This window comes from Dubosiella newyorkensis, assembly GCF_001945605.1.
Taxonomy (GTDB): Bacteria; Bacillota_I; Bacilli_A; order Erysipelotrichales; family Erysipelotrichaceae; genus Dubosiella; species Dubosiella newyorkensis.
The window spans coordinates 106661-121518 of the sequence record NZ_MPKA01000067.1; the positions used below are offsets into that span (position 1 = coordinate 106661).

A 14858-nucleotide genomic window follows, 5' to 3' on the forward strand; every position below is an offset into this window, starting at 1 on the left:
TTCAAGTCCTCCTTTATCCATATTTTCTGTATTCTCGTTATGATTATACAGATTTTCGCTTAGTTTGTCTCTTTCTTATTATACTTGTTTTTCACTTTTTTGACGCATGAAAAGCGTGGTCCAAATTGGAGCCACGCTTTTTTTAATTAAAGGATATCCTTTCTCTTTTTCCAAAGGAGTCCAATGCCCAACAAGCTCAAAATAAGCAGGCTTGTCCATGCAAGATGGTTGGTTTGAGCGGCCGTGTTGGCGCTTGTCGGTTTGGTTGGCGTGCCGTTTTTCGAAGAGGCCGGCGTACCAGGCTCTACGGAAACGGTGACTTCATTGGTAGGAACGCGCTGATCTTGATAGAGCAGGACGCCCGTGTTGATCCAGGCGCTGTTTTGAGTCACGACTGGGATCTTCACTTTAAAGGATACATCGACGCTTTCGTCAGGAGCGAGGTGATCGATCTTCCATCTCACGATACCGTTTTCGATCGTTCCATCATGATCGATCGAGTTAGGAACAAAGCGAAGTCCTTGCGGAATCGCGTCTTTGACTTGCAGATCACGCACTTCTTCTTTTCCTCGATTCTGGATGCGGAGGATGTAGGTGATCGTATCGTCGATATGCGCTTTGATCCGGATCTTGGATGGTGTTCCATCGTTGTGGGCTTGCAGCTTTTCGATCGTGATATTTGGTTCTTCTTTTGGCGTTTCGATCTCGACTTCATTGGATGGAGTCGGCTCGTCTGGACGGGTCGATTCGCTCGCCTGCGCGATATTTTTCCAAAGTCCATCTTGAGCTGGGACTTCGATCGCGAAAGAGACGGTTCTTTCTGTTCCTGTCTTCATCGTGCCTAAATGCCATGTGATCGTGCCGTTTTCCACCACGCCATCGTCGGATACGCTGCCTTCGACAAGGATCAATCCGCTCGGTATCGTATCAGAGACGACCACATCGTTGGCATCGGCCTGTCCTGCGCTTGTGACTTTGATAAAGTAGGTGACGATATCTTTTTCATCGACGCTCAGCTTGTCTTTCGTTCGATTGCCTTCATTGCGTTTTTGCGATTTTTCGATCTTAAGGCTTGGAGCGAACGTTTCGACTTCGACTGGTGGCGTCTTCTTTGGTTCTGGTTCTTCGTCATCGTAAGCGGAGGCGACATTGATCCATCGCGTATATTCTTTGACGGCTGGCACTTTGACTTGGAACGACACCGTTTTCTTTTCCTTAACGTTCAGGTTGGCGATCTTCCATGTGATCATACCCTCTTTTTCTTGGCCTTGATCGCTGATCGAGTCTTGAACAAGGCTCAAACCGTCTGGAACGATATCTTCGATGACGACATTGTGGACGGCCAGGTTTCCTTTGTTTTCGACGTCGATTTCATACGTGATCGTGTCCCCGGCTTTGGCTTGAAGCCTGCTTTGGGTGAAGGAGCCTCCATTTTTCGCTTGGCGTTTGAGGATTTCTAGATTTGGCGTATTGATCTCGATTTCGACTGGCGGCGTTTTGAATGGTTCTGGTTCGTCAGGATGACTGAGGCTTGCGATATTTTCCCAGCGAGTCGCCTCTTTGATGTCTGGAACTTTGACTTTGAACCACACTTCTTTTTCTTCGTTTGGTTCCAATGTACCGATGTTCCAAATGATCTCTCCTGTTTCAGAGCGTTCATATGGATACGTTGGATCGATTTCCACAAGCTGCAGATCGCCATTTTCATGGGTCGGGATCGAGTCTTTGATCTGCACGTCATGGGCTGGCAGCGCGCTTTTATTGGTCGCTTTCAAATAGTAGGTGACAATATCTTGCGCTTTTCCATGAAGCAATTCTTTGTGCCGGTCTCCCTCGTTGAGTTTATGTTCTTTTTCAAGAACGACTTTTGGCGCGTCGGTCTCGACTTCGACTTTATTGGATGGGATATCGACTGGATCGCCTGTCTCTGGATTGTTTGGATTGTTGTCGTAATGCGTTTGGGCGCCATTCTCCCATAGTGTGTATTCCATCACGCTTGGAAGCTTCACCGTGAAGGTCACGGTTTTGGATTGTCCGATCTTGAGATCGCCGATTTTCCATGTGATCGTTTGCGTTTGCTTGTCGTACGATCCGTTGTCGCTTGCTTCTTGATAGTTCAAGAAGAGCGTGTGGGTTTTCTTATCGCTTGGTAGCGTGTCTTCAATGACGACATTTTTGGCGATCGCTTTGCCGGTGTTCGTAACCGTTAAACGATAGGTGAGCGTTTCGCCTATTTTCCCTGTGCGTCTTTGGGTCGTGAAGTCTGGATCGCTTTCGAGCTTTTGGTCTTTGAAGATCGTTAGTGCTGGCACATCGGTGGCGACTTCGACTTCATTGGAGTCTTTTGGCTCTTCCTCTTCATAGACGAGAGTGGCGATATTTTTCCAAGTCGTTTTTTGATCGACTTTTGGCACTTCGACGCTGAACGAGACTTGTTTGGTTTCTTCTGCTTCGATCGCGCCTAGATTCCAAAGGATCTGTTTTGTTTCTGGATCATAGATGCCTTGGTCGCTGATCGTATCTTGTTTCAATTCCAGTCCATTTGGCACGACATCTTTTACAAACACGTTTTCGATGGTATGCAGGCTTGGATTGTGGATCTTGAGCGTGTAGGTGACTAGATCGCCAGATTCAACAGCTTGGAATTGTTTTGTCATTTCTTGGTTGTTGATGGCTTGGAATTTTTCGATGTTCAATTCTTTGACGATCGTTTCGATATGGACCGTATTCGATTGTTTTGGCTCTTCGCCTTCGGCTTGCACGCTTCCTGTATTTGGCCAACGGGTGTCTTGTTCGACGATCGGCACTTGGATCTGGAACGATACGATTTTCGTTCCGCCTTTGGCTGGTAGTGTTCCAACATTCCAGCGCAGCGTGCGCGTCGCTTCGTCATACTTTCCTTCGTTGAAGGCTTTGACAAAGAGAAGGCCCTCTTCGATCGTATCGTTCACGATCACGTTTTTGGCTTCTTCTTCTCCTGTGTTGGTCACGACAAGATCGTAGGTGACTAGATCGCCAGGTCGTACTTGGAGCGGGTCGATACCATCATAGCGGATGTCTTGGCCGACAGATTCATATTTATGAATGCTCACATTTGGCTTGGCTGGTTCGGTTTCGACCGTCACTTTGTTAGATGGTTCTGGATCGATTTCGTCGGATCTTACATAGGCGATGTTGGTCCACGTGTTGGATTGGTCGACTTTTGGCACTTGGACTTGGAATGTGAGCGTGCGGCTCGTTTGGGCGGCTAGATCGCCAATATTCCATGTGATATTGCCTTCCTCATCGAGTGTGGCATCGACGAGCGACTGTTCTAAAAGGATCAGTCCATCTGGCACGTGGTCGGAAACGATCACGTTTTTAGCGATCGCATCTCCTGTGTTTTTGATCGTGAGCTTATAGGTCACGATATCGTTTGTTTCCACAGTTTCTTGATCACGTGTGAAGTTTTTGAAGTTGATCGATTGTTCTTTTTCGATCGAAAGTTGTGGTTTCTGGTCGATATTTTTATACGTGTTGGTGAATACGATCGTGTCGTTGGCTAATGGCTGATCGTTCATATCGGTGTACTGGATCGAGTCGACGTGCAGCGTGCCCGAGCGCTGCGTGACGTTCACGATCGCTTTATAGTGGGTGGTTTCGTAGCTCATGCCCGAAATTTGGTTGTTGATTTCTTGGATCTCATAGACGTAGCGTCCTGGCTTCGTGTAGGTGATCGCATCGAATTCGAAGCGTCCAAAGGCGTTATTTGTTGTTGTCGTTCTTTCTGGCAGCGGCGTGTCTTGGGCTGGCATCGTTTCGATTTCTTTCAGGCGTGTTGGCAGCTTGAGTTTTTTCTGCGCTTCATTTGGCGTGCTTCCGTTTCCCGTTTCTTCGATTGGCAAAGACGAACGATAGATGTGGAAGCTTTCGTCGAGTGGTTCTTCTTCGAATTCTTCTTGTTCGCTTGGCTCGTTTTGGATCGTTTGTTCCGTGTTTTCGAGCGATCTTTGACTTTCTGTTTCGGTTCCGATCGCCGAGATCTTGAACTGGAATTCTTGGCCTTTCATTTCGAAGAAGTCGCTGGCTGGATCCATGGTTTTGAATCCATGGATCTTCGCGTTGTCGGTGCTTGGTTTCAGGTTTCTGAATGTGACTTGCGCGTCTATGCCATTCGAGATCGTTCCTTTGGCGCTACCGATCGTGTCGATGTGTAGATATTTATCGATCCAGCGATCTTTCGTGCGTTCCTCGATCGTATATGTGGCTTGTTGCCCTAGGCCATACACGATGAGGGTTTCCTCGTGTTTGAGCGAGAATTCCACTTTTCCATTGGCGTCGAGTTGGATCGTTTCCTCTTCGATCGTATTGGAGGTGAGGCGCTTGGTTTCTAGTGTTTGATTGGCGAGCACGGTTCCTAGATCGAGTTCGAATGGGAATTCAAAGTTGATGTCGGTTTCATCGAGTGTTTGGCCAGTGCCTGGGATCAATTGTTTGCTGATTCTTAAGCCGGCGTCGTTTGTAAAGACATGGTCTTGTTCTCGATTTTTTTCTTCGACGCGCAAAGTTCCATTTTCATCTTTGACTTCGAGCATGTATTCGATCGGATCGAGCGCGTATTGGATCGTCTCATCTTTTCCTTCGACTTCTTGGATCGTCACGGAGTAGAGGCCTGGCTGTTCGAATTCGATGAGGGCAAAATTGATCGTTCCATCGGCGTTGTTTTTGGCTTGGCGATCGAAGGCGATCGTTGGATCGTCCACTTTTTCGACGTGCATCTTGAATTGGTAGGCGTCTTCTTGTAGCGAAGCGCCTAGAAGTTGTTTAAAGAGCGTTGGTCTCCAAGTTCCGCTTGGCTGGTACGTGTTGGTGAACTGGATTGAGTCGACAATATTGTCTTCCGCTTTATTTTGTTTATAGATGGTCGGTGTGGCTTCCAAGTTCCCGTTTTCGTACGTGACTTGGATCGAGATCACATATTCTTCGCTTGAATATTTGATGTGTTCGATCGAGCCTCGATGTTCTTTGACTACGTACTCGAACGTCTTTCCTGCGTGGCTTTGGTCAAAGATGATTGGGTCGAATGTCGTATTGACGATATGGGCGCCATTTCCTTGCACGCTCACTTGTTCATGTTCTGGCATTGGCGCCTCTGGCGTGATCGCTTCGAGTGTGAAGACGAATTGATCAGTGGCTTCCATTGGGCGTCCGATCATGTTTTTGGTGACTGGGATCGCATAGCTTTCTTCTGGTTTGTAAGTATTGGTGAAGCTGATCGTTTCAACGTTTGTTGTCGGATTGGAATACGTTGGTTCCACGACAAGGGTTCCATTTCCTTGACTGACTTTGACTTGAACGGTGTATGTGGCAGGATCGTAGTTCATGCCAGATAGGCCGGTCGAAAGCTCTTTGATCGTATACGTATAGTCTCCTATTTTGGTGTAGGTGATCGGCGCGAATGTCGCTTCTACTTCGTTTCCACTTGTTGGCAAGATGGAAAGGATCGGATTGGTTGGCATTGGCGCGTCCTTTTCTCCTGTAATCTCAAATAAGAATCGATCGCCTTGGGTGAACGTTCTTCCTTCTAGTTTTTTCGTGACAGGAATTCGCAAGGTTCCTTTTGGCTGATACGTATTCGTGAAGGCGACTGGAGCGTCTTCGTTCACAACGGTTTCATTTTCTTTCACATCGAATGTGATCGTGGATCCTTCAAGTTTTGGCGTGAGTGTGATCGTATGGATTTGTGGATCATAGTTCATGCCTTGTTCTGTTCCGGCGATCTCGTCGATCAAGAAGGTGTAAGACTGTCCTGTATCGACTTTGGTGAATGGGCCGATTTCAAAGCGGGCTTTGGATAAAGCTAGTTTTCCATCGACTACTTGGGCGCTGATCGTTATTTCATCCTTGTCTGGAAGGAATCGTCTTGATTGCGCATTTCCTCGAATACGGAATGTAAAATTGTCCGATGCCAAAACTTCACGTCCTTCGATCGTCTTTTCGATCGGGATGATCGTAGTGGCTGGAAGGACCGCGGTGTTTGTAAAGACGACTGGTGGTGTTCCTTCTTGGATCGTGCTTGTGATCGTTCCATTCGTGTTTTCAGCTTGAACGTTTACCGTATAAATGTTCGTATCATAGAGCATGTCTGGATCGTTTCCAGCTTGTTCCATAATCTTGTAGGTGTAGGTCCTTTTTGTATTGACTGGGACTTGCGTGTCATCGAGCGGGATCTCGAATTTTCCCGTTTCTTGTGCCATTTCCAAGATCTTGTTTTCAGGAAGCGGCTGTCCTTCTTCCCCTTGGATCTCGAAGCGGTAGATGTCCGTTCCAAATTCTTTGTTTACGAGTTTCTTTTTGACTGGGATCTCGATCTTGCCGATCGCATGATAGGTGTTGGTGATCATTAATGGCTGCGAAGATGAGATTGGAACGAGTTTTTCTTCTCCGTTTTCCATTTGTACTTCATGCAGGTCGACTTGGAGTTTTCCATCCGCATTTAAGTTAACGGAAGCGCGTACTTTCCGTTCGCTTGTATCGTAGTCGACTCGTTCTAGATCTCCTTTTTCTTCTTGGATCGTGAAATCATACGATTTTCCTACATCTTTGAGTGTAAATTCTCCAATGTTGAAGGCGCCTTTCGTGTCTTTTGTTAGATCGATCGTCAGTTTTGATGGGGATTTGATCTTGGATTGAGAGTTTTCATCGCCTCGAATGTGGAATGTAAAGAGGTCTTCTGCTTGAGCTGTTCTTCCATTCAATGTTTTTTGGATTGGGATCGATGCGGTGATTGGATCCACTTTGGTGTTGATGATTTCGATCGGATTCGTGTCGACCATTTCCGTTACGATTTCATCTTTTTTCGTCGTTTCATTGGTTTTGACTTGCGCGTGAACCTTCACAGTATACAGTTTCGTTTCATACCGCATATTTGGATCGGTTCCCACTTTTTCCTGAATCGTATAGACAAAATCTTTTGATTCATTTTTAGGCACATCCGCTTCGGTCAAAGGAATCACGAATGTATTTGTTGCTGTGCCTGTGCCTTCTTTTCCTAAGATCGTCAAGACCGGATTGGCTGGCATTGGCGCGTTGCCCTCTCCTTTTAGAACGAATTCATATTCCGTTTTTCCATCGAATGTAGTGTTCTGCAATGTCTTGCTGACTGGAATTTCAATTTGTCCAATCGATTGGAAGGTGTTTGTAAAGAGGACTGGATCGTTATTCGAGAAAGGTTGTTTATTTTCTCCATCCATCGTGTAGACTTCGGCTTTCAGCTGTTTTCCGGAATCGCTTTCCATCAATGAAATGTCCATGTGTACTTCGGCTTTATGGGTATCATACAACAACTGCTCGATGGATCCGGCTGCTTCGCTGATCGTAAAGACATAATTTCCTACGTCTGTGCGGTCAAGCTCTTTAAACTCAAAGTTGGCTTGATCCGTTCCTGTTTTGGATTGAATCGAGATAATATCTCTTGCGACAAGTTCTTTTACTGGTTTTGGATTTCCTTCTTTGTCTTCGATTTTAAAGAAGAATTCGTCACCGGCTTGTATCTCTCTTCCCACTAAATTCTTCTGGATAGGAAGTGCCATATTGATTGGCTGGATGTAATCGTTGGTAAACTCGATTGCGGCTTCCTTACCACTTTCATCGGTCATCGTGGAAGTGGCTACGAGTTTTCCACTCTCCGCATCTTGGCTCACATGAACTATCACCGTGTATTTGGCTTTAGAGTATTCGACATTTTCTTCGTTGCCTGCTTCTTCCGTGATCGTATAGGTATTGTCTTTATTGATATGTGTCGAATCAAATTCGATTGGCGCGAATTGCCCGGTCAATGTGCTGGTAGCGATTGGCGTCGCGGTTCCGCTTTCACTCACGTTTTGAAGTGTGATCGTATCCTTTTCTGGCATTGGCGCGCCCGCTTGTCCCGCAATTTTAAACCGATACGTTTCTTTGCCGTTAAATTCTCGTCCTGTCATCTTTTTGGTGACTGGAATTTGAACGAGCGCGATTTGTTTTGCGGTATTGACAAAGTCGACCGTCACCTTTTTATTGTCGGTTGTGTTGGCAACGATCGTGCCGGAAGCCGATTTTAAAGCGGTATTTCCATTGATGCTTTCGACATCAAAATGAAGGTCGCCGGCTTCCGTAATGAGCGTTTCCTCATTGACTTCATATTTGGTGTCTGCCGGAATGTTGTATAGTGTCAGTTCATCGTCTTTTTTCAGATCGAAAGTATACGTTCCGTCTTTTCCGATTTCTTTTTCTCCTGTTTCTTGTTTTCTAGGTTCAGCTGACGGATTTTCCGATTTTGTTCCTCGTTTTAAAATGTATGGAACTTTTGTCAGTTTCCTGCCTTCTGGAGGAGTGAGCGTGACATGGAATCGGAACGCTTCATCAGTGGTGGCTGAATTTGTCGCGAGCGCTTTGGTCAGCACAAGAATTCCTGGATCTTCCGCGTTAATAAATTTAACGTAGTTTTCTCCTTTAATTAAATTGGCGAATTGTTTTCCTTCCTGGTACTCGCCTTGTTTCAGTCCTTCATCGATCGTTCCACTCAGGAAGGTCGTTGAAATATCATTCGTACTTGTTAAATCGGTTTTGTTTCCGCTATGATCGATCTTCTTAATTTCTTGGATATCGTATTTATAACCGCCGTTTTTCGTACCTGTTTCGCCTGGACCCAATCGTGGCAATCCGGTAATCAACGCTTTTTGAGCGTCCTTCAATTTGAATGTTTCTCCGTTGGCGATGTATTTTGGTAAAGAAGAATCGTTAATGAGAGTGTCTTCTGTCGTTCCATCGGCTTTTTTCGTGACATTATAAAACTCGATGGCGTATTTGTTGTTTAAGGATCCACCATTTGGATCTTCTAAATTCAGTTGGAATTCATACCGATCATCGGTTGGCGCGACGGATCCTGCCGCTTCGGAACGTTTTACTTCTTTTTCAACCATGATTTGGCCGTTCATCGCGGTTTCTTCCATATCCAGTTCCTGGAACGGAACGGAAAAGCGCATATAGCACGATGAACCAGACGCTCCACGCTCTAAATAGTAGACCGCCAGCTGATAATGATCGGCATTTTCTTCCGTTTTCGCGTTTTGGGCGGCACGGGTTACTTTTTCTTGAGAATTTTTTCCTTGTTCATTTTTATGTCCTGAAACCTTATAGGCATATACAGTTTCATCTTCGCCATTGACATCTTTGCGTTGTTCCACAAATGTTTTGTTTTCGCCGTCAATAAAATCCCATAAGTTGACAAAGGTTCCCATGGATGTGTGAACGCCACCTAAATCCGCGATTTTCGTGGATTTCGCGATCTTCGTATAATTCCCCTTTTCGTCTTTTTCCATCTTGTTCAAGAAGACAAACATGTCGTCGTCTCCATAGAAGAAATAACGTAGTGGTGCGCAGTATCCCTCTTGAAGCACGAATGGAATGGTCGTCGTCATTCCAAAATAAGCGTTGTGGTCGTGGCCGCAATCGCTTGTTGGGAGTTTTTGATTATTTGGATCGGTTTGAGCAGGATCCACCGCTAAACGATAATTTGTCTTACTTCCCTCTCCAAATTTGATATCGTGTCCAACCGTTCCCCAGGAAGAAGCGAGATCCATCGGCCAAAATTTGTTAGAGCGAATTCCTGCCGTCACGATTGGAAGTTGGGTCAATCCATCCAGTCGTTTCGTAGCGTCTTGATTTGAAACCACAGACTGTAAAGTATAGGTACCGCCCGTACGCTGAAAATCTAATTTGAAGCTTTCTGCAGAATTGGCTTTATAGACGGTCCGTCCTGTCGGATCAACATGAGGATCGGTTGAAAATAAAGCGGGCGCGTTGACGCCTTCCGCCCACTGTAGCGTGCCATCCGCATTCATTCCGGTCGCAAGTCCAAAAGTCGCGCCTTGTAAATTGGATCCATTCCAGGAAACAGATGTATTCCATTTGGATTGGCCAAACCGGTTGTTTGTTTCATTGGATTTATTCAATGAATTTCCATTCCATAATTGTTGGTCCAAACCTGTATGGGCATTCGCGTTCCCAAACGCAAAGAATCCAACTGCCTCATCCTTCTCAGCATTCAGACTGTTCGTATTGATTCCTAGAGATCTTGTATTGACCCATACTTGTTGGTTGTTAGCAACTTTTTGGTCGGCTACTTCTCTTGAAATTTCATTCTTTTGTTTAGCCGCTTCATCTTTTGAAGCGTAAACCTTTCCATCTGTAATGTCATAGTCGAAAAAATCAACATCTTTCACTTCCTGATTGCCTGTTGTGGGTTCGAATACTAGACGGATCACCATATCATTCGTGACGAGTACGGTCGCTTGTGTTAGATTACTTTTATCCCCTTGTACGTTATACCGTACACCATGTTCATCTGGTTGAATATTTTCGATATTCGCGTTTTTTTCATTGTTCGTAAACACAAATTTCGAAGGATCATGACGCAATGGATCTGTTTTCAATCTTGGAGCTTTGATGATTGTGAAGTCATCCCGACTGATGCTGTCCTTATTTGTTTGGTTAGAACGTAGCCATACTTCGGATAGTGTATAGTTTTGATTATAGCTATTTTCGCTTGTCCCGTTGTAAAGCTTGTTCATATATCGCATTTGCGGTTTCAAAAGAAATGGAACGGTTTCATCGGCGAACATTTTGTATAGCACCGATTGGGTCTTTACTGTTCCATCTGTAGGATTAGAAAACTTGATTCTCGACTTTGGATCCAGGCTTCGCTTCGTTCCATAAGAAAAATTAGGATCTACATTGGTTGGAAGCTGTCCTTTTCGCAAGTTTGTATTCCAAACTACCAATGGTTTTTGATCTTCGTAACTTTTACCACCCGATAAATATTGTTGAAGATCGGATGCATTTTCGGGTTTATTATAAGCATCTGTTCCTTGCTTAGATCCCAATGATTCTTCTGTACTGTAGTTGATTTTCCCGTTATTGTATTCATCCTCTACGTTCCCTAGAACCATCGCTGGGAAATTATAGTAGTGCTGGATCGTGATGTTTGGGTTGATCGTAGTGTCTTCTGGCAAATTGTATGTCGAAGACTCTTTTGTCTCTTCGGCTTGGATCGGGATTCCTGACAATAGCTGAGAGCCAACCATCCCAACGCATAAGCTCATGCTTAAGAGCTTTTTCCATAGTTTTTGGGTACACAAAAAGTTCATCTTTTTCATTTTTCTTTTCCCTTTCTCTTCACGCAAAAAAACGCCTTTTTCGTATGAAAAGAGGCGCTTGTAAGCTATGTTATTGTTTAGTTATTTTTTCTTCCCATACTTTCTATTGAAACCATCTTGATAGGATGTTCCTTTTTAGGGGAAGCTTGGAGCGATCCTATCTTGGTCGTTTCCTTATTGCTCAATCGTTTATTTTCGTATAATAATGATACTATTTTTAGTGATCGAATGTCAAAATTATTTAAAATGATATATTTATTTTAATACAATATATTTGTTTTTGTTCTTTTCTTCTCTTTATGAAAGGGCTATCAGTACTGTATAATGAGTGAAGAGAGGGAGGTTTTTTTTATGCAGTCTTCTATGAATGCTCGTTATCAGGCGATCAACTTCTCATTCTTCTTAATGATGGGTTCGATGATCGCGTTCGCGTCCAATTATTTATTGACGCTTGGTTATTCGAATGCGCAAATAGGAATGATCTTAGCGCTCTATTCGATCGTTTCCTTTTTTATGCAGCCTTTCTTCGCGTCCTTTGCGGATACGCATCCTTCCATTTCTTTGCAGAAGTTGATCAATGGTTTGTTGTGTATGATCATGGTCGCTTCTTTGATTTTGTTCGCTTCTTCAAAAACTTTCGGGCGAGGTCTTTTATTGTCGATGTTGGTCATTTTGATCTTTGCCTGCATGATGTCGGTCATTCCTTTAGTGAACGCGGCGGCTTTCATGTATGAAAAATTTGGGATCAAGATCAATTATGGACTGGCTAGAGGTCTTGGTTCGGCGGCGTATGCCATCATCAGCATGATCCTTGGTTATGTCCTGGACGCTTTTTCTCCAACGATTTTGCCTTTGATCTATTTTATTTTGGCTTTATTGACTTTTTTAGCCGTATCGAGCTATCACTATAAATATTCTGGCCAAGAAAAGCGAGAAGAACAACATTTTGAACAACAAGAAAAGAGTAAACAAATTTCTCTTTTATCGTTTTTGAAAAAATACAAGAGCTTAACGATTCTTTTGTTTGGTTATATGCTTGTGTATATTACGCATATGATCATCAATAGTTTTTATATTCAGATCATCGAGCATGTTCATGGTACGAGTTCGAATCTTGGGATCGCGGTCTTTATTGCCGCCATTGTCGAATTGCCTGCGATGTTTGGTTTTGAGAGGCTTGCTAAAAAGATCAATATCAAGGCGTTGCTTTTGATTTCTTTGTTGTTTTATATCGCGAAGCATGTGGTCACTTTCTTGTCTTTCAATATTTGGGGGATCTATTTGGCGGCTTTTCTTCAGATTGGCGCGTATGCTCTTTTTACTCCGGCTATCGTTTACTATATCAATCAGATCGTGAGCGCATACGATAGTTTGATGGGTCAAACGGCCAATACGATGTTCGCGACGGCTGGTGGAATTTTTGGTTCTTTGATTGGTGGAATCGTTATCGATTATTTTGGAATTTCGATCGTTCTTGCCTTAGGCGTCGTTTTATCGATCCTTGGAACCTTGATTTGTTGGGTCGGTTTAAAAAAATAAACAAAATAGAGACGATCCTCATCGATCTTCTCTATTTTAATGTTGTAGCTTTTGTCCTAGCACATTCAACAAAGCTCCCACAACAGCCAAGGCGATCAAGAATATTTTTCCATTGATCATGCTCAGCGCTCCAAAGATGGCTCCTAAAGCTGGCGCATGAAATTGAACGACGCCTATGACTTGTCCATACGATACGGGTTCAAAGTCTTCTTGGGTGTTAGCGTCTCCTTTTGTGATCAATGAGGCTTTTGGAATATCGTTTTGCACGACTCGGTGGGTCACGATACTTCCTCGATGTTCAAAAGCGATCACTTCTCCTTCTTGGATCGTTTCTGGTTCTTCATATTGAACCATGATCAAAGAACCTACTGGAATTTCTGGTTCCATGCTGCCAGAAACGACATTAAATAGCTCTTTTCCAAATAAAGAAGGAAGAAACATCAAGAGTCCTACAACGATCACAAGCGCCAATAAAAGCGTTCCTATTCCTTTACAAAGTTTTGCCATGTGTATCCTCCAAAATATATTGTTCAAGAAAGCGGGCTACTCCATCTTCGTTGTTTGAAAATTCCGTTTTATAGTTTGTATGTTCGAACAAAAGCGGATTGGAATTTTTCATGGCTACGCCCGTTGTTGTTTGAAGCATATCCAAATCGTTTCTTTCATCCCCAAAGGATAGGATATTTTCCAAAGATAGGTTCAATTGCTTGGCTAATCGCTGGATAGCTTGTCCTTTCGTGACTCTTGGGTCCAAGAATTCCAACAAAGTCGGAGTAGAACGAACCATGTAAAAGTTAGGATCGGAAAGTGAATGCGTTTCTAAAAACTTATCTAGATCTTCTTTTTTCCAGCTTGTGAGCAGCTTGTTGATTGTCGAAGTATAATAGGGTTCTAGACCATCTTCCACGACTTCGAATAGATTTCTTTTGGCGATCGAGAAAGCATCCTCGTTCGGTTTGAGTGTATGCACTTCATACTGTTCAAATACATGCGCGTTATATGGCTGTCCTTCTAAAAACTGAAAGATCGTCTTTATATGTTTTCCATCCATTTTATAAAACGATTCTTGGCTTCCAGAATCTCGATCAAGGATCATACCTCCATTAAAGCCAATGATCCAAGAACACACATCTTCCATGTTCCATGGTTTAAGCAGTCGTTCTACAGCGAATGGAGGTCTTCCAGTACAAATTCCAAATTGAATCCCTGCATTCTTTAACCGTTTCAAAACAGACACCGTATACGAAGAAACTCGCTTTTGATCATCCAATAAAGTACCGTCCAGATCCACAAGAACTAGTTTGATTTCTTTCATAATCGTCTCCTTCTCAAACATTCTTGATTTCATTATATCCGACCAAAAGAAAACAACCAATCTTTCAATTGGATGCTTTCTTGATTCGATGATTATTTCATGGAACGTTGGATTTCTTGAAGCTTTTCGATCGGTAATCTTGTGATTGTAGCGATTTCTTGAAGCGAGAATGTATTCATCTGAAGCATGGTTCTTGCGGTTTCTCGCTTTTCTTCCTCGATTCCTTGGGCTTTTCCTTGCTCAATTCCTTGTTCCCTGCCTAGCACAAGCCCTCGTTTCATTCCTTTTCTTTCTAAACTGCTCTTGTACGCGCTGCTGAATGCTCCATCCATAGCTTTCTTCTCCCTAAGAAATCTTTTTATTCAATTCTTCTTGAATCTCTTTGATCTTCTCGACCGAACATCTTGCGATCGTAGCGATTTCTTGAAGCGAAAATTCATTCATTTGAAGCATGAATCTTACTGTTTCGCGTTTTTCTTGTTCGATTCCTTGCGCCTTTCCTTGCTCGATTCCTTGCATAATTCCTCGCTTCATTCCTTGTTCGATTCCTTGCTCTCTGCCTAGCTTGATTCCTAGTTTCATTCCTTTTCTTTCCAAGCTGCTCTTATATGCGCTGCTGAATGCACCATCCATTGTTTCCATCTCCTCTTCTAGTTCTTGATCAAATGGGATCGAATACTTTTCTTCCAAGATCTTTCTTTTCTCTTTCGCGCTCATCGTTTTCCTGAATGTCGTATTCAGAAAATCAAGCAGATCCGATCCGGAAGCCTCCTCTTCATCCTGGCTCAAGCAGATCAGGATCCCTTCCATCAGATCGTAATCTTTCCCCT

The 14858-nt window shown here is 43.7% G+C and carries 6 protein-coding genes; 1 reads left to right on the forward strand and 5 read right to left on the reverse strand.

The features are described from left to right. Positions 1 to 146: 146 nt before the first annotated feature. Entirely contained in the window at positions 147 to 11174 is an 11028-nt protein-coding gene (locus tag BO225_RS07260; protein ID WP_143356791.1) for a Spy0128 family protein, read from the reverse strand. A gap of 351 nt (positions 11175 to 11525) precedes the next feature. Here BO225_RS07260 and BO225_RS07265 point away from each other — a divergent pair, with 351 nt between their 5' ends. Further along, positions 11526 to 12713 carry an MFS transporter gene (locus BO225_RS07265; protein ID WP_076341593.1) on the forward strand — a complete coding sequence of 396 codons (1188 nt, stop codon included), beginning with the start codon at positions 11526 to 11528 and terminating at the stop codon, positions 12711 to 12713. A 36-nt stretch (positions 12714 to 12749) separates the two neighbouring features. Here the strand turns inward: BO225_RS07265 and BO225_RS07270 are convergent, their stop codons facing one another. From BO225_RS07270 to BO225_RS12360, 4 genes are all read right to left on the reverse strand, one after another. Continuing rightward, on the reverse strand, positions 12750 to 13220 hold the full coding sequence (locus BO225_RS07270) for a signal peptidase I (protein ID WP_076341594.1): 471 nt from the start codon (positions 13218 to 13220) through the stop codon (positions 12750 to 12752). Next, positions 13204 to 14028 carry a Cof-type HAD-IIB family hydrolase gene (locus BO225_RS07275; RefSeq protein WP_076341595.1) on the reverse strand — a complete coding sequence of 275 codons (825 nt, stop codon included), beginning with the start codon at positions 14026 to 14028 and terminating at the stop codon, positions 13204 to 13206. Before BO225_RS07275 ends, BO225_RS07270 begins: the two co-directional genes overlap by 17 nt. A gap of 92 nt (positions 14029 to 14120) precedes the next feature. Then, positions 14121 to 14360, reverse strand: coding sequence for a hypothetical protein (locus BO225_RS07280; RefSeq protein WP_076341596.1), 240 nt, complete (start codon positions 14358 to 14360; stop codon positions 14121 to 14123). 13 nt (positions 14361 to 14373) lie between these two features. Continuing rightward, on the reverse strand, positions 14374 to 14858 hold a 485-nt coding region (locus BO225_RS12360; RefSeq protein WP_473213612.1), incomplete at its 5' end, for an RpnC/YadD family protein.